General features: G+C 47.9%; 18 protein-coding genes and 1 riboswitch. Of the genes, 3 read left to right on the top strand and 15 right to left on the bottom strand.

Annotation, left to right across the window (positions count from 1 at the left end; all coding sequences use genetic code 11):
* Positions 1-97 precede the first annotated feature (97 nt).
* The 5 genes from ACXHJ1_RS13660 to gcvH form a co-directional block, all read right to left on the bottom strand.
* Positions 98-1,243 carry a mannitol-1-phosphate 5-dehydrogenase gene (locus ACXHJ1_RS13660; protein ID WP_457904764.1) on the bottom strand — a complete coding sequence of 382 codons (1,146 nt, stop codon included), beginning with the start codon at positions 1,241-1,243 and terminating at the stop codon, positions 98-100.
* On the bottom strand, positions 1,240-1,674 hold the full coding sequence (locus ACXHJ1_RS13655; protein WP_025365592.1) for a PTS sugar transporter subunit IIA: 435 nt from the start codon (positions 1,672-1,674) through the stop codon (positions 1,240-1,242). The genes ACXHJ1_RS13660 and ACXHJ1_RS13655 overlap by 4 nt, the downstream gene beginning before the upstream one ends.
* Complete coding sequence (locus tag ACXHJ1_RS13650) at positions 1,671-3,749, bottom strand: BglG family transcription antiterminator (protein WP_457904763.1); 2,079 nt, start codon at positions 3,747-3,749, stop codon at positions 1,671-1,673. The genes ACXHJ1_RS13655 and ACXHJ1_RS13650 overlap by 4 nt, the downstream gene beginning before the upstream one ends.
* 83 nt (positions 3,750-3,832) lie before the next feature.
* Positions 3,833-5,311, bottom strand: coding sequence for a PTS mannitol transporter subunit IICB (locus ACXHJ1_RS13645; protein ID WP_457904762.1), 1,479 nt, complete (start codon positions 5,309-5,311; stop codon positions 3,833-3,835).
* 426 nt (positions 5,312-5,737) lie between these two features.
* A complete protein-coding gene (gcvH, locus tag ACXHJ1_RS13640) occupies positions 5,738-6,136 on the bottom strand; it encodes a glycine cleavage system protein GcvH (protein WP_016819056.1) in 399 nt (132 codons plus the stop codon).
* A 408-nt stretch (positions 6,137-6,544) separates the two neighbouring features.
* A riboswitch (glycine riboswitch) is annotated at positions 6,545-6,618 on the top strand.
* A gap of 189 nt (positions 6,619-6,807) precedes the next feature.
* Here gcvH and gcvT point away from each other — a divergent pair.
* The 3 genes from gcvT (at position 6,808) to gcvPB (ending at position 10,880) form a co-directional block, all read left to right on the top strand.
* Positions 6,808-7,908, top strand: coding sequence for a glycine cleavage system aminomethyltransferase GcvT (gcvT, locus tag ACXHJ1_RS13635; RefSeq protein ID WP_457904761.1), 1,101 nt, complete (start codon positions 6,808-6,810; stop codon positions 7,906-7,908).
* 123 nt (positions 7,909-8,031) lie between these two features.
* Positions 8,032-9,387 carry an aminomethyl-transferring glycine dehydrogenase subunit GcvPA gene (gene gcvPA, locus ACXHJ1_RS13630; protein WP_457904760.1) on the top strand — a complete coding sequence of 452 codons (1,356 nt, stop codon included), beginning with the start codon at positions 8,032-8,034 and terminating at the stop codon, positions 9,385-9,387.
* Positions 9,384-10,880 carry an aminomethyl-transferring glycine dehydrogenase subunit GcvPB gene (gene gcvPB, locus ACXHJ1_RS13625; protein ID WP_019688296.1) on the top strand — a complete coding sequence of 499 codons (1,497 nt, stop codon included), beginning with the start codon at positions 9,384-9,386 and terminating at the stop codon, positions 10,878-10,880. Before gcvPA ends, gcvPB begins: the two co-directional genes overlap by 4 nt.
* 128 nt (positions 10,881-11,008) lie before the next feature.
* On the opposite strand, the gene ptsP is transcribed toward gcvPB, so the two are convergent.
* The 10 genes from ptsP to ACXHJ1_RS13575 form a co-directional block, all read right to left on the bottom strand.
* Entirely contained in the window at positions 11,009-12,721 is a 1,713-nt protein-coding gene (gene ptsP, locus ACXHJ1_RS13620) for a phosphoenolpyruvate--protein phosphotransferase (protein WP_016819060.1), read from the bottom strand.
* Positions 12,714-12,989 carry an HPr family phosphocarrier protein gene (locus ACXHJ1_RS13615; protein ID WP_007431597.1) on the bottom strand — a complete coding sequence of 92 codons (276 nt, stop codon included), beginning with the start codon at positions 12,987-12,989 and terminating at the stop codon, positions 12,714-12,716. The genes ptsP and ACXHJ1_RS13615 overlap by 8 nt, the downstream gene beginning before the upstream one ends.
* A gap of 110 nt (positions 12,990-13,099) precedes the next feature.
* On the bottom strand, positions 13,100-15,145 hold the full coding sequence (gene ptsG, locus ACXHJ1_RS13610; RefSeq protein WP_016819061.1) for a glucose-specific PTS transporter subunit IIBC: 2,046 nt from the start codon (positions 15,143-15,145) through the stop codon (positions 13,100-13,102).
* A gap of 239 nt (positions 15,146-15,384) precedes the next feature.
* Positions 15,385-16,260 (bottom strand): glucose PTS transporter transcription antiterminator GlcT, encoded by an 876-nt coding sequence (gene glcT / locus ACXHJ1_RS13605; RefSeq protein ID WP_019688297.1) that lies wholly within the window; start codon positions 16,258-16,260, stop codon positions 15,385-15,387.
* 192 nt (positions 16,261-16,452) lie between these two features.
* Positions 16,453-17,988 (bottom strand): SPFH domain-containing protein, encoded by a 1,536-nt coding sequence (locus ACXHJ1_RS13600; protein ID WP_457906181.1) that lies wholly within the window; start codon positions 17,986-17,988, stop codon positions 16,453-16,455.
* A gap of 48 nt (positions 17,989-18,036) precedes the next feature.
* The gene (locus tag ACXHJ1_RS13595; RefSeq protein WP_013372583.1) at positions 18,037-18,555 is read right to left on the bottom strand and encodes a hypothetical protein; all 519 of its coding nucleotides are present in this window, start codon (positions 18,553-18,555) and stop codon (positions 18,037-18,039) included.
* Positions 18,556-18,728: 173 nt separating this feature from the next.
* Positions 18,729-19,892: an iron-containing alcohol dehydrogenase gene (locus tag ACXHJ1_RS13590; protein ID WP_016819065.1), complete on the bottom strand. Its 1,164-nt coding sequence runs from the start codon at positions 19,890-19,892 to the stop codon at positions 18,729-18,731.
* A 185-nt stretch (positions 19,893-20,077) separates the two neighbouring features.
* Positions 20,078-21,721 carry a UDP-glucose--hexose-1-phosphate uridylyltransferase gene (locus ACXHJ1_RS13585; protein WP_457904759.1) on the bottom strand — a complete coding sequence of 548 codons (1,644 nt, stop codon included), beginning with the start codon at positions 21,719-21,721 and terminating at the stop codon, positions 20,078-20,080.
* A 17-nt stretch (positions 21,722-21,738) separates the two neighbouring features.
* Positions 21,739-22,728 carry a UDP-glucose 4-epimerase GalE gene (gene galE, locus ACXHJ1_RS13580; protein ID WP_457904758.1) on the bottom strand — a complete coding sequence of 330 codons (990 nt, stop codon included), beginning with the start codon at positions 22,726-22,728 and terminating at the stop codon, positions 21,739-21,741.
* A 1-nt stretch (position 22,729) separates the two neighbouring features.
* The gene (locus tag ACXHJ1_RS13575; protein ID WP_026065404.1) at positions 22,730-23,908 is read right to left on the bottom strand and encodes a galactokinase; all 1,179 of its coding nucleotides are present in this window, start codon (positions 23,906-23,908) and stop codon (positions 22,730-22,732) included.
* Positions 23,909-23,985: the final 77 nt, after the last annotated feature.

Below are 23,985 nucleotides of genomic sequence, written 5' to 3'. Positions count from 1 at the left end.
TCCTCTTGAAGTTCAAATCTACAGAACACTTTTGTGCTCATGTAGATGTTTTGTCTTCAAGAGGATTATCAAAATAAGTGCGTGTTATTGCGTTGTTTTACGAACTTATAATATCATATTGCTCCAATATCTGCCGATGTAACGGGTCATCTGCAGGTATTGACGTATAACGTGTCAGCGCTTCACTCATCCCTTGGCTGCGAATCACCTGCTGAAGCTCAACCGCTTCGGGGTCTTCTGTAATATCAAATTTACAGGCGGCAGCCATTCCCAACGCCAGATGATCGGTCGGGATACCATACTCCTGCGCTTGCAGCGCGGGACGTACAAGACGGTCATTGGGAGACAGCTTGCGCAGCGGTGAACGTCCGACCCGAGTAACCTCGTCTGTCAGATTAGGATTGCGGAAGCGATCCAAAATCTTAGAGATGTACTTCTTATGCTCCCCTTGATTCAAACCGAAGCGCTTTACAAGCACCGCTCCTGTTTCCTCCAGCGCCCCGTGTATGGAGTCCACCACCTTGGTATCCTTCATGGCCTCCTGGATCGTGGCATAACCTGCGACATAACCAATATAGGCTGCCACGCAATGGCCCGTATTCACCGTGAACAGCTTGCGTTCAATGTAAGGCTCCAGATCCTGCACGTAAAGAATGCCTTCAATCTCTTGATGATCAGGAGCCATTTGCGAGCGATCCACAACCCACTCGTAAAAAGGCTCTACCTGCACATGCAACGGGTCCTCATGATGCTGAATCGGCACAATCCGGTCTACAGCGGCATTGGGAAAATAAACCGAAGCCTCTGCCTTGGCACGAGTCGCCTCATCCAGTAGCGCAAAAACATGCTCTTTCAGTTGGGCGCTGCCTCCAATTGCATTTTCGCAAGCAATCACATGCAGCGGGCCTGCCCCTCGCTCTACCCGCCGCGCTATGCCCTCGGCAATACCTGCTGCAATATGCCTGAGGATGCTAACTCCTACCGCGGTCGTGACCAGATCAGCATGGTCTACCGCGTCTGCTACAGCCGATGCATCTCTGCCGTCAATCGCGGTTACATTCGTAACTGTCTCCGTATCCTTCGTGTCATTCGCCAACTCTACCGTATACTGCTTGCGGCGGCGTAACTCAGATACAAGGGTCTCGTTGACATCTGAAAAGACAACCTCATAGCCTGCACGCGACAAAATCAGCCCAATAAAGCCACGACCGATATTTCCTGCTCCAAAGTGAACGGCTCTCATAACTCCAGCTCACTTTCGAACAGATCTATAATTTCCTGTGCGGTCACCGCGTTGCGAAGTTTGTCCATATTCTCTTCCTCCGCACATACCACAGCGATACTCGTCAAAATCTCCATATGATCGCCGCCTTGGGCTGCAATACCGATCACCATGTATGCTTTTTCTTCCCCGAAATCTACGCCTTGCGGGAACTGAACGATGGAGATGCCAGTGGATTGAACAAGCGTCTTGGATTCCTTGGTACCATGTGGAATAGCCAGCCCGTTCCCAATATAGGTGGATACGATCTCCTCGCGTTCAAGCATCTTGTCAATATACTCACTTGTAATATGTCCTGCATCCAGCAGAATTTGTCCTGCCATACGAATCGCCTCATATTTGTCTTTGGCGGTTGCGTTCATTTTTATTTTGTCTATCGTCATAATACTCACGTTAGATTCCTCCCTGTCCCTAATTTACTGTGGAAAAATTCAGCCAGCTCACTCGATATATAATTGGCAATCTGATCCCTGCTACCGTGTTCCAGTAGCGTAATCATGTCTTCCTGCAACAGTAATGCACTAATCTCGCTCAATACCTCCAAGCTTTCTTTCGGCAACTCACGAGGTCCCAACATCAGCAGAACGCATTCTACCTGCTCATCTACATCCGCCAGCAGCGGCTCAGCCAGCCTATACAAGGTCAGCGAAGGCTGGCGAACATAGGGACTGCGCGTATGAATCAAAGCAACGGAGGTATCAGAAATCACCTGACTCCCTTGACGCTCTCTTTCTACAAGTTGTTCAGCAATAACAGAAGGCTCTGTGACATTTCCCCGCACTGCCTCCAACATGCAGATAGCCTCTATAGTGGCTGACATATCCATCCCTTGATTTTCCAGCGGGTATACTTGAAATTGCTGTACAATGTGTACAATCTCCTCAAGGCTTTTCCGTAGACCAGTAAGCCACTCCATGCCCTGACTAGGCAGAACAGCCTGTTCCTGACGATGGTCATTGAGTTGATTGAGTGTAATATGCTGGATGAAATGACGCAGACGGTCACTCTCCTCTTGCGTTAGCAGCGGGCTGATTTTGAGATATCGATCCGGTTCAAGCGGCAGCTCCACTGTCGAAATGATCAGATCATAATCCTCCTTGGGAATTCGCGTCGCCTCGTACCATGAGGCCCTATCCACGATTTTGATCTGTGGCAGCTCCTTGGCCAGTCTGGTTGCCAGAAGTCTGGAAGATCCAATCCCGCTCGTGCAGACTACGATCGCCCGCACCTCCCGTTGCAACTGTCTCAGCCGCTCCAGCGAAGCGCCAAAATGCATGACCAGAAATCCGATCTCTTCATCTGGTACTTCCATTTCGGTCATATCCGCCGCAGCCTTTTTGACCGAATCGAATAAACTGCCGTAATCCTTGCGGATTTGCTGAAGGAGGGGGTTGCGGATGGACCTCCCTTCCCTCAAACGTTTGAATACTGGAGTCATATGGGCAATCAGCCCTTCACGCAGAACGCGGTCCTCTGCCAATGGTGTGCCAGTCTCTGCCTCCACACGACGAATCAACTCATGAACCGACTCCAGCAGTACAAGATCATCCAGTGGCAGCAAGCGGGTGGAATGATCCTCAGCATCACGGAACAGCAGCCCGAAATAACATCGCTCCGATTCTGGAAACTCAATATCCAGCGCTGCTGACAATTCTCCACATATGCGTTCCACCATAGCTGTGCGCAGCATGATATTCTCCTCTGAATCTGTTTTCGAATACGAGAGACGATGATCTACAACGTACCCAAGCCGCAGACGTGCCAGCGAAACGCAAATTTGAATCAGCAACTCCATATATTTGCTTTCCACCATGTTTTTCAGCCATTGATCATGAGGCTGCCAAAGGGCATTTTCCACGGTTAGCAGGTTCTCCCTACCCATCATCTCCATCAACTTTTCAGTGACACGTGTCACTGAACGAAGCTCCTCTCGACCGGAAAACAGATCCGATTCATCCAAATATTCGAGAGCCAGCTCAGAAATCGCCCGTCTTTTGTCTATCTCCCGTCCTGTAATCTTGACACCGTATCCTCGTCTGCGCACAAGCACGAGCCCTCGATCTCCGATCCATCCTTGTAATTCGTCCAGATCATGACTGACCGTAGTTACTGTGACTTTCAAATCCGATGCCAGCGCCAGTAGCTTGATCGGCTCCTGTGTATCCAGCAGCATGCACAGCACTACAATTTTTCTCTCCTCAGCGGAGTATTCGTCTGACTTCGTATGCAACAATTGCTCCCGCAGACTTGCAAGCTGAGTCGGGCCGGCATCCACATAGATACCGATCCCTGATTTTTTCTCCAGCTTTACCTCATGAGCCGCCAACCAACACTCAACTGCGCCAAGTTCCCGATGAACCGTCCTTGTGCTGACATTGATCTTCTCGGCAATTTCCCCGGCCGTAACCTCTTGGGGCTGCTCCAAAAGATACTCTACGATGTCAGATTGTCGTTTCGTAATATTCATAAGCGCATACCGTTCCTTCCCAAGCTCTCATCCCATCCAGCAGGAAATACAAACTGTATACAACCGGCCTGACTTTATAGGGATTAAAAGTCGGATTTCAGCCGTTCAACCAGCGCTTCGTATTCAGGGCTTTTCAGAAAATTGTCAATGGAAATGTGTTCAGCATTCGGGGCTACCGTTTTAGCCCGGTCTGTCAACGTTTTTTGCGTAATGACAATGTCCGCATCCTGTGGAATTTCACTGATTGCCGTATTCGTTACCGTAACGCCCACGCCCGCCTGTTTCATTTTTTTGCGTAAAATTGAAGCTCCCATGGCACTTGAACCCATACCTGCATCACAGGAAAAGACAATTTTGTTCACTTCGGATTTATCCTTGAGCATTCGATCTGCGGCAATCTCAGCAGCACGATCAGATGCGTGGTTATCTTCCATTACAGTGGCGTTAGCACTTGCACCCTTGCTTTGATTTTTCATATCTTTCAGGCGGGATGCAGCTTCCTCCAGCCCCTCTTCCTTTTGCTTACCTGTCTTGAGCAATACTGCGGCCACAGCAAAGGATACGACCGCAGCAGCGACCACACCGCTCAGCATCGGCAAATATCCGCCTTTTGGTGTCATCAGGAAATAAGCGATGATACTGCCTGGTGAAGGAGCAGCAACCAGTCCGGCACCTGTTAACATAAAACAGAAAGTCCCCACAACGCCCCCTGCTATAGCAGCAAAAATCAGAATCGGCTTCATCAAAATGTAAGGGAAATAAATTTCATGAATCCCGCCGAAAAAATGAATGATGACTGCACCAGGAGCAGACGACTTCGCAGATCCTTTACCGAACAGGCAATAGGCCAGCAAAATGCCGAGCCCCGGCCCAGGATTGGATTCAAGCATGAACAAAACGGATTTTCCTGTTCTTGCAGCTTCCTCTAGCGCAATCGGACTCAATACTCCGTGATTCAATGCGTTGTTTAGAAATAATACTTTTCCGGGCTCAATAATGAGGTTGACAAGCGGCAAGAGCCCTGCATTTACGAGAAACTGTACCCCTGCCGACAATACTTGGCTGATGGTTTGAACGACCGGGCCAATCCCCACATGAGCGAGCAGTGCTAGAATGGCACCGATAATCCCAGCCGAGAAATTATTGACCAGCATTTCAAAACCTGATTTGACTTTGCCTTCAATGGCCTTATCGAACTTCTTCAATATCCATGCAGCCAGCGGACCAGCTACCATCGCACCCAGGAACATCGGGATATCGGCCCCCACAATGACACCCATCGTCATAATGGCACCGATCACACCTCCGCGCTGTCCGTGAATCATCGTGCCTCCTGTGTAACCGATCAGCAGCGGCAGCAAATAATTTTTCATCGGATCAACCAGTTGTGCAAAACCCTCGTTCGGGAACCACCCGGTCGGAATAAAAAGGGCCGTGATTAATCCCCATGCGATAAAGGCTCCCATATTGGGCATTACCATACCGCTGAGAAAACGGCCAAAACGCTGTACGGCGACACGAGCGCCACCGTTTGAACTGGACTTTGTGTCCACTGTGCTCATATTCATATCCTCCTTGTGAGTAAATAGCATCACTACCTTTTCTTAAAATTCATACTAAATGACAGCGCTATCTTCATCAACGAAATGAAAACGTACTTTCGTCATGAACGTTGATGACAACATTTAAATTTAAAATAACGGACAACGTATTATACCTGCATAATTCTTCTTAATATGACCGATAACAATAGAAATTAGTCGAAAAAACAGTGCTGTAAATCTGCACCTTATATAGAGGAGCTCACCTCTAAATCTAATGAATTGACGTAATTACGTCTTCTAAAAGACAACAAAAAAATAGCCGCCATGTCAGATCATAGCGACTATTTTATACACAAAACGAGCGGACTAACGATGCTTTTATTCAATTCAATATCCATATAAAAATTTAGAATAAAGCGCTAATATTCCATCTTATATTGCTCATTATTGTTCATCCGAAATCAACTGCTCGTACTGATCCGCAGACAGCAGCTTGCTCAGAGCTTCCTCGACATCATTGCCCATCTCTACTTCGATCATCCAACCCTTTTCATAGGGAGATTCATTCACCAGCTCAGGTGTGCTTTCCAGAGCTTCATTTACTTTCAATACGGTTCCCGCCACCGGAGCAAAAAGGTCGGATACGGTCTTCACCGATTCAATTGTACCAATCTCTGCCCCCTGTTCAATCGTTGCTCCCGCCCCAGGTAATTCCACAAAAACAATATCACCCAGTTGATGCTGTGCAAAGTCTGTAATGCCGATCCGCAACGTCCCGTCTGCTGTGCGCTGAACCCACTCATGTTCGTCTGTATACCAAAGTTCCCGTTTCACTTCACTCATCCTGCTTTCGCCTCACTTCCACATGAATAAAATGCTTTTAATCACCTGTATTAGACAGGTTAAGATTATGACAACATGAACACTCATGTCAATAATACTAACAAAAATACTTCATGTTATCTCATATAGCATAGAATATTAAAAAATGATAACTTGTAACAAACGCTTACATATCCTTATTTATACATTAAATGTTTTTTGGATTGTTTTATATGACATTTTTATTGACATTTTGAATGAATTTGCGTATTAATGGGTTATAGCAAATGCTTTTGGAAATACCCCGACAACTGCAAACGCGGATGAACGCGGAGGGAGAGACTACCCAAAAGATTCGCATAGCTGTTATCGTTTCTGAGACAGTTGTGCACGCGAACTCGGATCAACTTGTTACCTGCAAAACCGGGTAACCTACCGTTGATCCAAAAGGTAGCGCCGAAGGAGTAAACTTGCATTGCAGGTGAATCTCTCAGGCAAAAGGACCTCTGCCGGACGCATCTCTGGAGAGCATTCGCGATTAGAGCGGATCACCCAAGAGGAAACCTGGTTTACACCGGGGTAACTTTCTGGTATCAAGGACAGAGCTAAAAGAAGAGTATGGACTGCCGTCTATACGTTTCTTTCAGCCTGTCTTTTTTGTTTAGCCGATTACACTGGATAGGAGTGAAAAAATGTCTAATTTGCGAAGAACACCATTATTTTCGTCCTACGGGACGCAGCCCGGGGTTCGTTGTATTGACTTTGGCGGGTGGGAGCTTCCCGTTCAGTTTAGCGGCATCCAAAAAGAGCATGAGGCCGTCCGGCAACGCGCGGGTTTATTCGATGTCTCGCACATGGGCGAGTTTTTGGTTGAGGGCAAAGAAGCCGAGGCTTTTTTGCAACGGGTAACCACGAATGATGTCAGCCAGTTGGAACCGGGCCAGGCACAATATTCACTCCTGTGTTACCCCGATGGAGGCGTAGTGGATGACTTGCTTGTATACTGCAAAGGACCAGAGCGCTACATGCTCGTTGTGAATGCCTCCAACATCGACAAAGATTGGGATTGGCTCATGCGCCACGTACCTGCATCGGTTCATCTGGAGAATGTGTCTGATGCGATCGCATTGCTGGCATTACAAGGTCCGGAAGCAGCACATATTGCCGCAGCCGTGACAGATGCAGATATTACGAATCTGGCATCTTTCCGATTCCATGAGAACGTGCAATTGTTCGGAGCAAAAGCACTCGTCTCCCGAACCGGATATACCGGGGAAGACGGTTTTGAATTTTATATACCTGCTGAGGAAGCACCCGCCGTGTGGAATGGTTTGCTTCGTTGCGGTGAATCGTATGGGCTAATTCCCGCTGGGCTTGGTGCTCGCGATACACTGCGGTTTGAGGCACGGCTGCCGCTGTACGGACAAGAGTTATCTGCCACCATTTCACCGCTTGAGGCTGGTTTAGGTTTCTTCGTCAAGCTGAATAAAGGAGATTTTATCGGCAGAGAAGCACTGCAACACCAGAAAGAACAAGGAATTCCTCGCAAGTTGATCGGGCTGGAAATGATTGACCGCGGTATCCCGCGCGCTCATTATCCAGTCTTCGCGGAAGGCCAACACATTGGTGAGGTCACAACGGGGACTCAATCGCCCACCTTGAAGCGTAATTTGGGGCTAGCCCTGGTGGACAGTCGTTTTAGCACCCTATCTACACCGTTAGAGGTCAAAATTCGAGGTAAACGCCTGCGTGCGGAAGTGGTCCCAGCCCCCTTTTATAAACGGTCACGCTGATCTTAATCCTCTTCACTCTAAAAAAGCGATCATGTCAGATACGAAATTCTGGATTTTCCAACTACGATTATGTATTAGCTAATTTACTATCTAAATTTTGCTTTTCGAAAGGAGCCAGAACTTATGAAGCAGCATCGCTATCTCCCCATGACCGAACAAGATCAAACCGAAATGCTGCGTGTGGTGGGCGTATCATCCATTGATGATTTATTCAGTGACATTCCAGAGGCAATTCGATACCAAGGGGAACTCCCTCTTTCCTCTCGGCTCGACGAAAGAGCCCTAACTCGCCACATGGCCGAGCTGGCCGGGCACAATGCCAATACAGATACACATGCCAGCTTTCTTGGTGCAGGTATTTATGATCATCATATTCCGTCCGTCATTCAGCACATCACCTCACGTTCCGAATTTTACACAGCCTACACCCCCTATCAGCCGGAAGTAAGCCAGGGCGAGCTGCAAGCCATTTTTGAATTTCAGTCGTATATTTGCGAATTGACAGGCATGGCAGTAGCTAATGCCAGTATGTACGATGGAGCGACAGCTCTGGCGGAAGCGGGCTCACTGGCCGCCGCAGCCACGCGCCGTAAACAGCTTATTGTATCAAGGTCTGTCCATCCAGAGGCACGCCAGGTATTGGCAGCCTATGCGCGCGGATTGGACTTGGACATCGTGGAGATCGGCTGTTCGGACGGCGTAACGGATGTCGATGCGCTTGCCGCGGCCGTATCGGAACAGACGGCGGCTGTCTTGATCCAAAGCCCCAACTTTTTTGGAGCCGTGGAAAATCTGAAGCCGATGGCTGACCTGATCCATGCACACAAGGGGCTAATGGTCGTCAGTGCCAACCCATTGGCACTTGGCTTGCTGGAGGCGCCCGGCAAGCAGGGCGCGGATATTGTTGTAGGAGACGCGCAGCCGCTTGGGATCTCGTCCTCCCTCGGCGGTCCGACCTGCGGTTACTTTGCCGTTTCTCAGGCACATATGCGTCGTATCCCTGGGCGTATCGTAGGCCAAACCACAGACCGTAACGGCAAACGCGGCTTCGTGCTGACCTTGCAAGCGCGGGAACAGCATATCCGCCGCGAAAAGGCCACGTCTAACATTTGCTCCAATCAAGCGTTGCTTGCATTATCTGCATCTGTGTACTTGTCCGTCATGGGGAGACAGGGCATCCAGGAAGTAGCCGAGCTGAATTTGCATAAAAGCCGCTATGCGTTAGAACAATTGCTGAGCTTGAAAGGCGTAACTGCCTCATTTCACGCACCGACCTTTAACGAGTTTGCCCTTAGGCTGCCTGAAGGTACGGATGTGAGCCAACTTCAGGACAATCTGCTAGCTGCCGGATTTATCGCAGGCTATGATTTGGGCCGGGACTATCCGGAACTTGCGGGTCACATGCTGATTGCAGTGACGGAGCAAAGAACCAAAGAAGAGATTGACCAATTTATACACACCTTGGAGGGATTGCTATGACACACACCGGACCGGACCAGAAACAAGAGCTGTTGAAGGAACACGATCAAGCGCTCATTTTTGAATTGAGCCGTCCGGGTCGCATCGCTTATTCCCTTCCCGAGTGCGACGTTCCTCGTCGCCCGGTGGCAGAGCTTTTGCCGGATTATGCGCTGCGCAGCGAACCTGCGGCATTACCCGAGGTATACGAAGTAGATGTTATTCGCCATTATACCGCCCTGTCCCAGCGCAACTTCGGCGTCGACAACGGGTTTTATCCGCTTGGCTCGTGTACGATGAAATACAATCCAAAAGTGAATGAGGATGTCGCCCGTTACGCAGGCTTCGCTAAAATTCATCCATATCAGCCGGAGAATAGCATCCAGGGGGCTATGGAGCTGCTGCATACGCTCCAAAACGATCTGGCTGCGTTGACCGGCATGGATGCCGTCACGCTCCAGCCCGCTGCTGGCGCCCATGGCGAATGGACCGGGCTGATGATGATTCGCTCGTACCACGAGGCACGTGGTGAGCGACGTACCAAGGTGCTCGTGCCGGATTCCTCGCACGGTACGAACCCCGCCAGTGCAACCGTCGCGGGCTTCGAAACAATCACCCTTCCCTCCACCCCTGAGGGGCTGGTGGATCTGGACGCGCTCCGCCAAGCGGTAGGCAACGACACCGCTGCGCTCATGCTGACCAATCCGAACACGCTGGGCTTGTTCGAGAAGCAAATTACTGACATTGCCGCGATCGTGCATGACGCAGGTGGTCTGCTTTACTATGACGGGGCAAACTCCAATGCCATCATGGGGATTACCCGCCCCGGGGACATGGGCTTCGATGTGGTGCATCTCAATTTGCACAAAACGATGAGTACTCCGCACGGTGGAGGCGGCCCTGGCGCTGGACCCGTCGGCGTAAAGCAGCGGCTGATACCCTATTTGCCCAAGCCGTTTGTCGTACGTGATTCGCAGGGTGTGTACCGCTGGGATCGGGAGCAGGGAGATTCTATTGGGCGGGTCAAAGCCTTTTACGGAAACTTCGGCATTCTCGTCCGAGCCTATGCCTATATCCGCAGCTACGGTCCTGATGGCTTGAAGCGAGTGTCCGAATGCGCTGTACTCAATGCCAACTACATGATGCATCGGCTGGCTCCGCACTTTGACCTGCCTTATCCTGGGCATTGTAAACACGAATTTGTCATGTCGGGGCGAGGTTTGAAGAAATTTGGAGTACGCACGCTGGATGTAGCCAAACGATTGCTTGATTTCGGTTACCATCCGCCTACCATTTATTTTCCGCTAAATGTAGAGGAATGCATCATGATCGAGCCGACGGAAACAGAAAGCAAAGAGACGCTGGATGCTTTTGTCGACACTATGATTCATATTGCGCGCGAAGCCGAGGAGAACCCTGAGCTGGTGCTCAATGCACCCTATACCACTCCAGTCACACGCCTGGATGAAACCACTGCAGCCCGTAAGCCTGTGCTGAATTGCGCATGTAGTTAAGGTTAAATTCAAACACAACCATCCAAAGCATACAAAAAAGCCGGTATCTGTTGAGATACCGGCTGCTGTATGTATACAGCAATTTTTGTTGGAAAAAGATATAACCTTTGAAAATGTGATACCCTTCCTTATGCTTCGATGCTTTGAACCAATTCAACAACCTGCTCGGCTGTTTGCATATCCAGAGCTTTTGCAGCCAATTTCTCCATGTCCGCACGGGACAACTTAGAGATTTGACTACGTGCTGGCAGAATGGAAGTTGCGCTCATGCTGAACTCATCCAGTCCCAGACCCAGCAGCAACGGAATTGCTGTTGTGTCTCCTGCCATTTCACCACACATACCAACCCAACGTCCTTCACGGTGAGCGGCATCAATAACCATTTTCACCAGACGCAAAATGGATGGATTATATGGTTGATACAGGTAAGAAACCCGCTCGTTCATACGATCCGCTGCCATGGTGTATTGAATCAGATCGTTAGTACCGATACTGAAGAAATCCACTTCTTTTGCGAATTGGTCAGCCAATACCGCTGTGGAAGGAATTTCTACCATGATGCCCAGCTGAATTTCTTCAGATACGGATACACCCTCGGCTACCAACTTTTCTTTTTCCTCCAACAAAACAGCTTTAGCTTCACGGAATTCGTTCAGCGTAGCAATCATTGGGAACATAATGCGCAGGTTACCGTGCACGCTTGCACGCAACAAAGCACGCAATTGAGTGCGGAAAATATCCTGGCGATCCAGACACAGACGAATAGCACGGAATCCGAGGAACGGATTCATTTCTTTCGGCAGATCCAGATAAGGAAGTTCTTTATCACCACCGATGTCCAAAGTACGGACTACAACCGGTTTGCCTTCCATTCTTTCCAGAACCGTTTTGTAAGCTGTATATTGTACTTCTTCGGATGGGAGCTTGTCGCGTCCCATGTACAAGAACTCCGTACGATACAAGCCAACGCCTTCACCACCGTTGTCTAGAACACCAGCTACATCGTTAGGCGTACCAATATTGGCTGCCAGTTCGACATGGACACCATCGACGGAAACCGTAGCTTCGCCGCGCAGCTTACGCCACTCTTCGCGTTGCTTGTCATATGCCACTTGTTTAGCGCGGTATTCTGCAACGATTTCTTCGGTAGGATTCACGAACACGTGACCATCCAGACCATCGACGATAATCAAATCGCCGCTTTTAGCTTGAGACAATATATTTTTTGTTCCTACAACAGCAGGAATTTCTAATGAACGAGCCATAATAGCCGAGTGTGAAGTGCGTCCGCCGATATTCGTTGCAAAACCCTTAACAAATTCACGGTTCAGCTGAGCTGTGTCGGAAGGTGTCAAATCTTCTGCAAGTACAATCGTTTCTTCGGCAATTTCTGCAGGGCTGACAAAATGAACACCAAGCAGATGATTGAGCACCCGTTTGGTTACATCACGCATGTCCGATGCGCGTTCTTGCAAATATGCACTTTTCATGTTCTCAAACATGGAAATAAACTGTGTAGCTACTTCATTCAAAGCATAGTCAGCATTAAGCTGCTCGTCTCTGATTTTAGCTTTAACCGGATCGATCAATTCAGGATCATTCAGAATGAGGAGGTGAGATGCAAAAATTTCTGCTTTTTTCTCACCCAGCTCACGAAGCGTTTTCTCCTTAATCGATTCCAATTCGGTTTGAGATTGTGCCAAAGCCGCATCCAATCTTGCGATTTCAGCTTCAACATCACCAACCGCGCGTCTCTCTACAGCGTAATTCGGATGCTCCAAGATAAACGCCCGGGCAATGGCTATGCCTGCCGAAGCGGCAATCCCGGAAATTTTAAGCATGAATTTCGCCCAGCCCTTCGTTAACGATTACATTTTCAAGAGCTTTCAATGCTTCAGCAGCTTCAGCGCCTTCGCAGATAATGTTAATAGTATCCCCTTGTTCCAGACCAAGAGACAATACACCCAGAATGGATTTCAAAGTTACTTTTTTACCGTTAGCTTCGGCGAAAGATTCAGCACCGCTGAATTTGTTAGCTGTATTTACCAGCGCAGTTGCAGGACGTGCATGGATACCGTCTTCATCCGTAATTCTAAAAGTTGTTTGCATAATTTGTTCCTCCCACTTTCCTAAAAATAATATTTGTTTACACGCAGCATACCAGATAATTGATCAGACGGCCTAAGCCGCCTAATCAACTAATCCGAAACACATAGAGTTTATTTTATCGTAATTATACCATCTTCGCCAGCCTTCAATACTCCAGTTTTGTTTAAAGTTACCGAAGATCCTTCTGGAAGGTTGGTAAAAATGACAGGTGAGATGATGGATTTAGCGTTTGCCTTCACGTATTCCAGGTCTACTTTCATAATAGGCTGGCCGGCTGACACAAGATCGCCTTCGTTCACCAAAACGTCAAATCCTTGACCTTTAAGCTTCACTGTATTTACCCCGATATGAACAAGCACTTCTTTACCACCATCGGATTGAATACCAACCGCATGCTTGCTTGGGAATACATTAAATACTTTACCATAAACAGGAGAAACAATGGTTCCATCATTTGGCACAACTGCAAATCCATCACCTGTCATGCGTTCTGCAAAGACCGGATCGGGAACGGTCGAGATGTCAACCAATTCACCGTTTACTGGCATCACGATATCTTCCACAACGATTGTTTGCTTTTGTTCTCCGGCTTCCTTTTCCTCTTGTGGAGCTGGTTCTGAAGGAGCAGGTGCAGGTGTACGTCCTGCCATGATATCAGCCATTTGGGTTTTAATCGTATCGGAACGGGTACCGAAGATCGCCTGTACATTGTTACCAACTTCAAGGACACCTGAAGCGCCAAGTTGTTTCAGACGAGCTTTATCCACGTTTGATTTTTCATTAACTTCGATCCGAAGACGTGTAATACATGCATCCAGATGCTTGATATTCGATGAACCACCGAAAGCAGCCAAAATGTTATGTGGAAGCTCGTCACTGCTACCGCTTGCTGCACCCTCCACATTATCTGTAGCTTCTTCACGTCCTGGTGTCTTCAAGTTGAATTTCCGTATGATGAATCGGAATCCGAAGTAGTAAATAACCGCCAAAATCAGACCGACGATAATTACATACCACCATGGCGTACGGGTTGGAATAATCCCGAATATCAGGAAGTCAATAAATCCACCTGAGAACGTCATACCGATTTTAACATTCAAAATTTGCATCGTCATAAATGACAAACCTGCAAATACACAGTGTACTGCAAACAGCAATGGAGCTACGAACAGGAAGGAAAATTCCAGTGGCTCCGTAATACCTGTCAGGAACGAAGTCAAGGCAGCTGAACCCATGATACCTGCTACATATTTTTTGTGTTCCGGTCTTGCTTCATGATACATCGCAAGTGCTGCTGCCGGTAATCCGAACATCATGAATGGGAACTTACCTACTTGGAACGTACTTGCTGTCAGTGCCACGCCGTCGCGAAGCTGATTGAAGAAGATCTGCTGGTCACCGTGAATGGTTTGACCTGCTTTGTTAACATATTCACCAAACTCAAACCAGAACGGTGAGTACCAGATGTGATGCAAACCAAACGGAATGAGCGCACGTTCGATAACCCCGAACAGGAACGCCGACAAAGTCGGGTTGGAATACACCATAAAGTGAGATACTGCGTTAAGCCCTTGTTGAACTGGGGGCCAGATCAAAACCAGTGCCAGTCCGACAATCAGTGAAGATACTGCCGTTGCAATTGGAACGAAGCGCTTACCCGCAAAAAAGCCCAGGTACGAAGGAAGCTCGATTTTGAAAAATCGGTTGTACATAGCAGCGGCCAGTATACCGATGATAATCCCGCCGAACACCCCGGTTTGAAGTGTAGGAATACCCAACACATTCGCATAACCCGGTACTTTTTGAGCAATCAGACCAGGTGTAACACCTACAGCTGTACCCAGCGTAATGTTCATTACGAGGTAACCGATGATCGCAGCCAAACCTGCTACACCTTCGCCGCCCGCCAGACCGACGGCTACGCCGACTGCAAACAACAGCGCCAGATTATCAAAAACAATTTGTCCGGCGTTCATCATGATTGTCGCTACCGATTGAACCCAGCCCGCATTTAACGCAGGGATGTACTGGAGAAAATCAGGATTGACCAGCATGTTGCCGATACCCAATAAAAGCCCCGCAGCTGGCAAAATGGCTACTGGAAGCATTAACGCTTTACCGACACGCTGTAAAACGCCGAAAAGCTTTTTGAACATACCTTCCACATCCTTCTCTGAAATTTAGAACAGAGGCAAAACAACAAAAAAGGCATGAGCCGATTTAAGTATGTTTGAACACAACCTTGGGATATAGCATACCCCAGTAGGCTGTAAACAATCATAACTTAAAACAACTCATGCCTGATCGAATCAGTAACACGTTAAAATGTTTAGTTGTTGTCTTCCTCATTGCAAAATTGATTATAGCACCACGCTAAATGCGAGGCAATACTTTTTTATTCGGGCTTTATCACAGTTTGTTGCTCTCCCTGCTCCTTGCGTTGGGACAAGCGCTGCAGATGCATCGTTAAATAGCTAACTTCAGCTGGATACACCGGTTTACGTAGCCTTTTCTCCATAATCTTCGTAAGTTTCCAGGCCAGCATATACATTTCTGGATATTCTTCATTCAAAAGCTTGTCCAACCGGTAAATCTCCTGCACAATTTCTCCTCGTCGTACACGTTCAATCGCAAATCTCAGATGAGTCAGCAGACGAGAATAATCAAGGGATTGGAGAGGAATTCGGTAATCCAGTGTCGTCTCGACGACCTGAACCATGTCAGCAATCAGACGAGAATCCTTCCTAACCTCGGAGATATGTTGGTTCGTCATAGCACTATAAATATGCAGAGCTACGAATCCGATTTCATCTTCTCCCAGATCCACGTCCATCTTGTCCTTGATCAAAGCAACAGCCTGCTCAGCCATCTTGTATTCCTGAGGATATATTTCCCTAGTTTCATACAAGAATGGATTATGAATCGTAATCCCCTGTTTTTGACGGTTGATGGAGAAGGCAATATGGTCAGTTAAAGCTATCAGTATGTGCTCATTTAGAGGCTTCTTTGCTTGAAGCTGAACAAGATGAAGCACCTCACCGATGACCTCAATGAGCTTTTCATCCAGCTCAGGAAGCAATCGTTTGTATTGCTCCTGCTCTTCATGGCTTTTTAAAATAAATAATTTTTCAACTGAATCCAACGAGATAAGATCGCCAGCTCTGCGATTGAAACCGATTCCTTTTCCAATCACGACAACCTCATCATGCTCGGGATGCATCCCTATAATCACGTTGTTATTCAGCGCTTTGGCCACTTTTAGGCTGCTCACATCCGCACCTCTTTTATCAGAACCTTGATCCTAAGAATTATAGCATGAAGCTCAGAGGAATCCACGTTAAAGTACCAAATATTCCGCTAAAGGTCAATAAAAAGAAAACGCTTATCATCACAATTTCCAGGAAATGCTGTGATGATAAGCGTTCTTTTGGAGGCCGAGAATCTACTCCCCAAAAACTTATTGTTATTCTTTATCCGTTAGTACCACCTCAACCGAGGCTGGATGGTGTAGCTTGTTCGGATCACCGGAGGACGGTACAGAATGAAGACCATCTTTTCCCGTGGTGAGTCCCTTGATCAACTGCTCTACATCAATACCGGATACACTCTTAAGCATCTCGGGAGCCGTCGCCATCAGTTCGGTGACATAATTGCTGACACGCGTTGCCCCTTCCCCTTTACCCGTATCCACAACAGTCAGTTTATCAATGGATGCAATCGGTTCGGCAATGCGTCCGGCCAAATCCGGCAGCATTTTCACGATAATATCGAGCACGGCGGCCTCTCCAAACTTCTGGAACGCCTCCGCCAGTTTTTCCTTGGCCTCAGCTTCCGCGAGACCACGCAAACGGATGACATCTGCATCGGCTGTACCTTTGGCCCGTTCTGCATCCGCTTCTGCTTGCCCGTTTAGACGTTTTTGTTCAGCTGACGCTTTAGCCTGTGTTTCAATCGAGTATTGCAGCGATTCCGCCTCACGCATTTTACGCGATTTGTCAGCTTCCGCCGCTTGTTCTACTGCGTACCGATCGGCTTCCGCCTTCTTTTTCACTTCCGCATCATATTGCTTTTCACGTACCTGTATTTCCTTGGCTTGAATATCAATCTCCCGTTCCTTACGTACCAACTCGACTTTCATCTGTTCTTCGACGGCAGTCTGCTTGGCACGGGCCTCCTGAATGTGATAAGCCTGATCGGCTTCTGCTTTGGCAGTATCCTGTTCTTTCTTAAACGAAGCCACCTTCAGTTCCTTCTCCTTGGCTGCCTCGGCAATATTCGTATCCCGCAACAGCTCGGCCTTCTGTCCTTCCTGTTCTGCTTGCGCCTTCTGAATTCGGGCATCCCGTACTGCCTCGGCTTCTGCAATCTCTGCATCCCTTTTCACAGCAGCAATTCTCGGCTTACCAAGCGCATCCAGATACCCATGTTTATCGCGCACGTCTTTGATGGTGAATGAAACGATCTGCAAGCCCATCTTTTTCAGATCGCGCGCAGCCACGCCCTGTACTTCCTGCGCAAACCGATCCCGATTACGATATACTTCCTCTACCGTCATGGAGCCGAGGATTGCCCGCAAATGTCCCTCCAGCACTTCTTGAGCCTCTCCTCTAAGCGCTTCCAGCGGCTTTCCGATGAACTGCTCGGCTGCTGTGGCTACATCCTCAATGGAACTGCCAACCTTGATGATCGCCACACCATCCGCAATCACGGGTACTCCTTGCTCTGTATATACTTCCGGTGTAGTTACGTCCAATTTGTGAGACAACAGAGAGATAAATTCGGACTGCTGGAAAATAGGCCAAATGAAAGCGCCCCCACCACGTACAATTTTAATCTTGCGACCAGAATCATCCTCGGAAATATTTTTATTTCCCAGAAAAGAACCTGTCACAATCATTCCTTCATCCGGTCCTACCGTTTTGTAACGGGCCCAAAAAGCAATCCCTAATATGACGATAACAATGACAACAATTCCAGGGATCAACACAATATCTTGCAAACTTGACACTCCCGATCACGCTCCCTTCAAGTTAAGCGAATGCGCCGTCTATGTGTCCAGGTACGCTACGCGGACGACGCCCTCTGCGACCTCAACCACGACAATACGGGTTCCCGCAGCAAGCGGTTTGTGATCAAAGCTAGATGCTGTATGTATGGTGTTGCCTGCACCCAAGCGGATCATAACTTCCCCGTAACCAACCTCAGGTACAGGAATGGTGACCTCACCGATTCTGCCAGTTAGTTCACGCATTGAGAAGCCACTGGATACCTCTGAATTCGCCATAGGCTTGATAAACGCAAAAAACACTAGCACTCCAATAACAAGTGCAATTCCTAAAGCAAGCACAACGACCCAGCCCATGGTCAGCCCAGTATACTTTGTCAGTAGTACTCCAGCCCCGCCAAAAGCAGTCATAGCCCCAAGTAGAACGACAGGTCTGAACCAATCAAGACCCGGCAGTTCTAACGCCCCATCCAGCCAGCTACCGAGTACATCCCCGATCAACACGCTAACCACGGTAAAGATTGCCCCTCCTGCCAATAACCACCAAAATAAGGTTTCCATGCGACTCCTCCTTCCATGCACCTTTTCAGTCTGGTTTCCAGTCTATAACTATGTTTACGTATTCAACCTTAAAAAGTTTCAAAATTTACCTCCTATATTCCAAATTAAACCCAAAAAAGCACGTTCGTACGTCTAATGACGCACAAACGTGCCTATTATGCTCCAACCGCTGTTTACAGGGATGCTTTGTAAATTTCGACTACATCTTCGCGATTGAGCTTGTTAAAGCCACCGAAAGGTCCGAATTTCACAGCTTTATCAGCCATTACATCAATTTGGGACGCATCAATATCGTAATCAGCCAGACGGCTTGGTGCACCAATCGAGCTCCAGAAATCACGCAACGCTTGAATACCCTCCAACGCTACTTCTTCATCACTCTTACCTTCTGGGTTCACATGGAACACATTCACAGCCAGCTGTTTGAAGCGTTCAGGCTTCACATGCAGGTTATGTTTCATCCAGTTCGGGAACAGAATAGCCAGTCCTCCACCATGCGGAATATCATAAACAGCAGACACAGCATGCTCAATATTGTGCGTAGCCCAGTCACCTGTCAGCCCCATGTTCAGGAAGCCGTTCAGTGCCATCGTACCACAATACATAATGGTTTCACGCAGCTCGTAGTTTTCCAGATCGTTAACCAGTCCCGGCGCCGCATCTATGACCGTACGCAAAATCGTTTCACACCAGCCCAATTGAACCGGAGTATTGGATTCCAAATGGAAATAATGCTCGAGCGTATGTGACATCATATCCACAATTCCGTAAACCGTTTGATTTTGTGGCAGAGAGTATGTGTTCACCGGATCAAGAATGGAAAACGCAGGAAACGCATGTACGCTACCCCAGCCCAATTTTTCCTGAGTTTTTTCGTTTGTAATAACAGAACCTGCGTTCATTTCAGAGCCGGTTGCAGCCATGGTCAGAACCGTACCTAATGGCAAGGCTGCTTTGGGAGCCGCTTTACGCTCTGCAAAATCCCACATGTCCCCATCATATTTTGCACCGACAGCAATAGCTTTGGAGCAATCCAGTACACTACCACCGCCCACAGCCAGTACAAGGTCGATTTGATTTGTTTTACACAATTCAACACCCTTATGTACCGTAGACAAGCGAGGATTTGGTTCTACACCCGCCAGTTCTGTTACCTCTGCACCAATTTCACCAAGCAATTTTATTACATTATCGTACAAACCGCTGCGCTTAATGCTGCCGCCGCCATATACAAGCAGTACACGTTTTCCATATTTAGGAACTTCACGCTTGAGAGCCTCCAATTGTCCTTTACCGAAGATCAATTGTGTAGGATTATAAAATTCGAATGCTTTCATCGCAAACGTTCGCCTCCAATATTTCTAAAGTTTAATGTTAAGAAACTACTCTATTATAACCTTTATGGTTACAGGAAACAAATTGCTTTATTTTCAGAAAAAAAACCATACTCCTTAAGGAGTATGGTTACATTTCACATCTTGGGAGGGTTCTCGTATTGTATTATGTGGAAACATAAGCAACTTTATTCTCCCAAGGTATAGCCCAATTGTTTCATAAAACGGCCAAACGCTTGCTGACCGGATGGATTCCGTTTATACACTCCTGCGTGCTCTAAAATTTCACTGAATTTCAGTCCAACCTCATTTTGTACGGTACGAACAGCCGTCTCCTTATCAGACAGACGACCGAACCGGGTATTCAACTGGTAAATCCAGTCTGCATGCTTAAACAGTGGATGTCCTTCCTGCTGCATAGCCACGGCCAATTCGTCGTCCCCACACAAGATATCAGCAATTCCATCCAGCTCATCCTTGAGTCGACCTGGTAAGATGGCAAGCCCCATCACCTCGATCAGACCGATATTTTCCTTTTTGATATGATGCATCTCGCGATGGGGATGGAAAATACCTTCCGGATATTCTTCACTCGTTCGATTGTTCCGCAGTACGAGATCCATCTGATATCTTCCTTCAGAATCCCGGCGCACAATCGGCGTTACTGTATTATGCGGAATCGTTTCCCCCTCCAGCTCGGTATGAGAGAGAACGTCTACCGATGGATCACTATAACCCTTCCAGGCTTCAAAAGCAGCATTCCCCGCCTCCAACAGTGCGTCGGGATCTGTTGACGTAAAACGAATGACCGACATCGGCCAGTTTACAATACCTGCCGTAACCTGCGGAAACTCTTCATTATGGTATACGCCGTCCACATCCGCTTTTTCAATTGGGAATGTATGACGACCACCCTGAAAATGATCATGAGTTAGGATCGACCCTCCGACAATAGGCAGATCCGCATTAGAGCCAATGAAATAATGCGGAAACGCTTTCGTAAAGGCCAGCAACCGTCGCAGCGTATCCTTTGTAAGCTTCATAGGTACATGATCATGATGGAACACAATGCAATGCTCGTTGTAATACACATAAGGTGAATATTGAAAAAACCACGGTTCCCCATTCAATTCGACAGGAATAATACGCAAATTTTGGCGGGACGGATGGTTTACTCTCCCGGCATATCCAACGTTTTCATGGCACAATTGACATTTGGGGTAAACAGGCGGCGGTAAAAGCTTCGCCATTGCAATTTCCTTGGGACTTTTTTCTGGCTTGGACAAATTAATCGTAATTTCCATATCTCCGTAAGGCGTTGACTGATTCCAGTACACATTGCTGGCTACCCGATCCATTCGAATGTAGTTCGAATCGATGGATAATTGATAAAAAGCATCTGTAGCCGCTTCTATACCACGTTCAGCCTCCGTTTGATGAAAGTCACGGATGACTTCAGACGGTCTCGCCATTAGCTGACCCATGATTTTGGAATCCAGCAAATCACGATACGTATCCGTGTTTTCAGGGATAATCCCTATGGCAAAACCATAATCTATCAATACATTAAGCACAGGCTGGAGAGCTTCAGGGGCAATAATGCCCCCTGCTTCCCCACCGGAATAAGGCTCCGAAAACCCGAACTGCTCCAATAGCAGATTACGACTGTAATCCGTATCTTGCAGACCAATCAAGCCCTTCTTATGTGCGAATGCAACCAGTTGCTCCACCGCATATAGAGCCGATTGCTGTACAGTTTCGTCGATGTCATGGGCCAGGTGCCGGGAAAGTTCCCGGTCTTGGCCTTTATCTACAGATTGGCGCTCGCTCATATGTCATCGTCTCCCGTCTATTCGTCGCCGTAGCCTTGAGGGTGCGACTGATGCCATCCCCATGCTCCGCTAATAATATCCTCCAGCTGGGTACGTTTTGGACTCCAGCCCAGCACCGAACGGGCCTTGTCAGAAGATGCAACCAATATTGCTGGATCGCCTGCACGGCGGGGTTCTGTCACAACTGGAATGTCGAGTCCAGTAACCTTGCGTGCCGTTTCAATAACTTCCTTCACAGAGAAGCCCTGCCCGTTGCCCAGATTGAATATGTTGCTGTCATTACCTTCACGCAAGTAATTCACTGCGCGCACATGAGCATCCGCCAAATCACTTACATGAATGTAATCACGGACACACGTACCATCAGGTGTCGCATAATCCTCACCAAACACAGCGATATGTGGACGCTGTTTTAATGCTGTCTGGAGCACCAATGGGATCAGATGGCTTTCTGGTCGGTGATCTTCACCGATTTTGCCGCTCTCATGGGCACCAGCCGCATTAAAATACCGTAAAGACACGTATTTGATGCTTAATACTTTATCAAACCAGGACATCATGCGCTCCATCATCAGCTTTGTTTCACCATACACGTTAGTTGGCTCAGTACGGTCACCTTCTTCAATCGGCACCTTTTCCGGTTCGCCATAAGTAGCGGCAGTCGAGGAAAATACGATCTTGCTTACGCCGGCATCTTTCATCGCCTCCAGCAAGCTCAACGTACCAAATACATTGTTGTCATAATACTTCCCAGGATTTTGCATGCTTTCCCCAACCAGCGAGTTGGCTGCAAAATGAATAACAGCGTCGATTTTATTTTCAGAGAACAGTTTGGACAGAAGTTCTTTATCTCTCAAATCACCTTCATACAACTTGCCTCCAAGTAATGCTCCTTTGTGTCCGGTTTGCAAGTTATCCAGCACAACAACTTCTTCTCCCAGATCCAACAGTTCTGCTACGGTATGTGAACCGATATATCCAGCTCCACCTGTGACTAAAATGGCCATGTTATTCGTCCTCCTTCAGTTCTTTAACTCCGTCTCCTGCCTTGCATACATAAAAGCTGGCTTCCAGCCCTGTACGGGTCTGATAAGCTTCGCCGACTTCCTTCACAAAACGTTCCACATCGTCCTCATGAACCAATGAAACCGTACAACCTCCAAACCCAGCCCCTGTCATGCGAGCACCCAGCGTGCCAGGAATGCGTCGTGCTTCTTCCACCATAACATCCAGCTCGGTGCAGCTGACCTCATACAGGTCACGTAATGAATCGTGAGAAGCGTTCATTAGCTGACCGAAAGCTGCAAGTTCATTCGCCGCAAGAGCTTCGACAGAGGCCAGCACACGAGCGTTTTCCTCCACCACATGCTGTGCCCGGCGGCGAACTGTTTCATCTGCAATATGATGCTGAAGCTCTCCAAAGCGAGCCTCATCCAGCTGTGCAAGGTATTCCAATGACGACTCCTGCTGCTGCAAAATGGACAGTGCTTCCGCACATTGACTGCGACGCTCGTTATAGGCTGAATCTACCAAACCGCGGCGCTTATTTGTATTGCCGATCACAAGCTTATAAGCTCCTGTGCGGAATGGCACTTTACGGTACTCCAGCGTATCGCACATCAGCAGGATTGCATGATCAGCCGCTCCGTTCGCTACAGCGAACTGATCCATAATGCCGCAATTGACACCCACGTAATTGTTTTCTGCCCGCTGGGACAACAAAGCGATTTCGACAGTGTCGGTTTTCTGCTTTTCGGTAGTCAAGAAAGCGTAGCCTGTCACGACCTCAATCGAGGCTGAGGAGGATAATCCAGCTCCGTTCGGTATTTCTCCATGATAGAGCAGATCGTATCCGCTAGAAGGATACACTCCCTTTTGAGCCAACTCCACCAGCACACCCACCGGATAATCCACCCACTCATCCGTTTTGCTTTTACCTATCTCTCCGCGGGGGATAGACACTTCATACGACAGGTTTGTCGAAGCAAAATGAATTTGGTCATCATTGCGCGCACGAAGGATCAGCGTCGTACCAAATTCAAGCGCAGCCGGGAGTACATAACCACCATTATAGTCGATATGCTCTCCAATCAGATTGACGCGCCCAGGGGCATGAAATATCAGCAGTTCATTGCTGCTTTCACCATATTTTTCAATAAAATGTTTCTTTAATTCAGTAGAGTTCATATCCGCATCCACCTCATTCACCGTTAGTAAAAGTCTCCCTGATTTCCCTGTAATATCTTAATCAGGTTGACATCTCT

It is taken from the genome of Paenibacillus sp. ALE2 (genome assembly GCF_054113385.1).
Note: the sequence above shows the minus strand (reverse complement) of the source record. Positions and strands in the feature narration are given on the sequence as shown.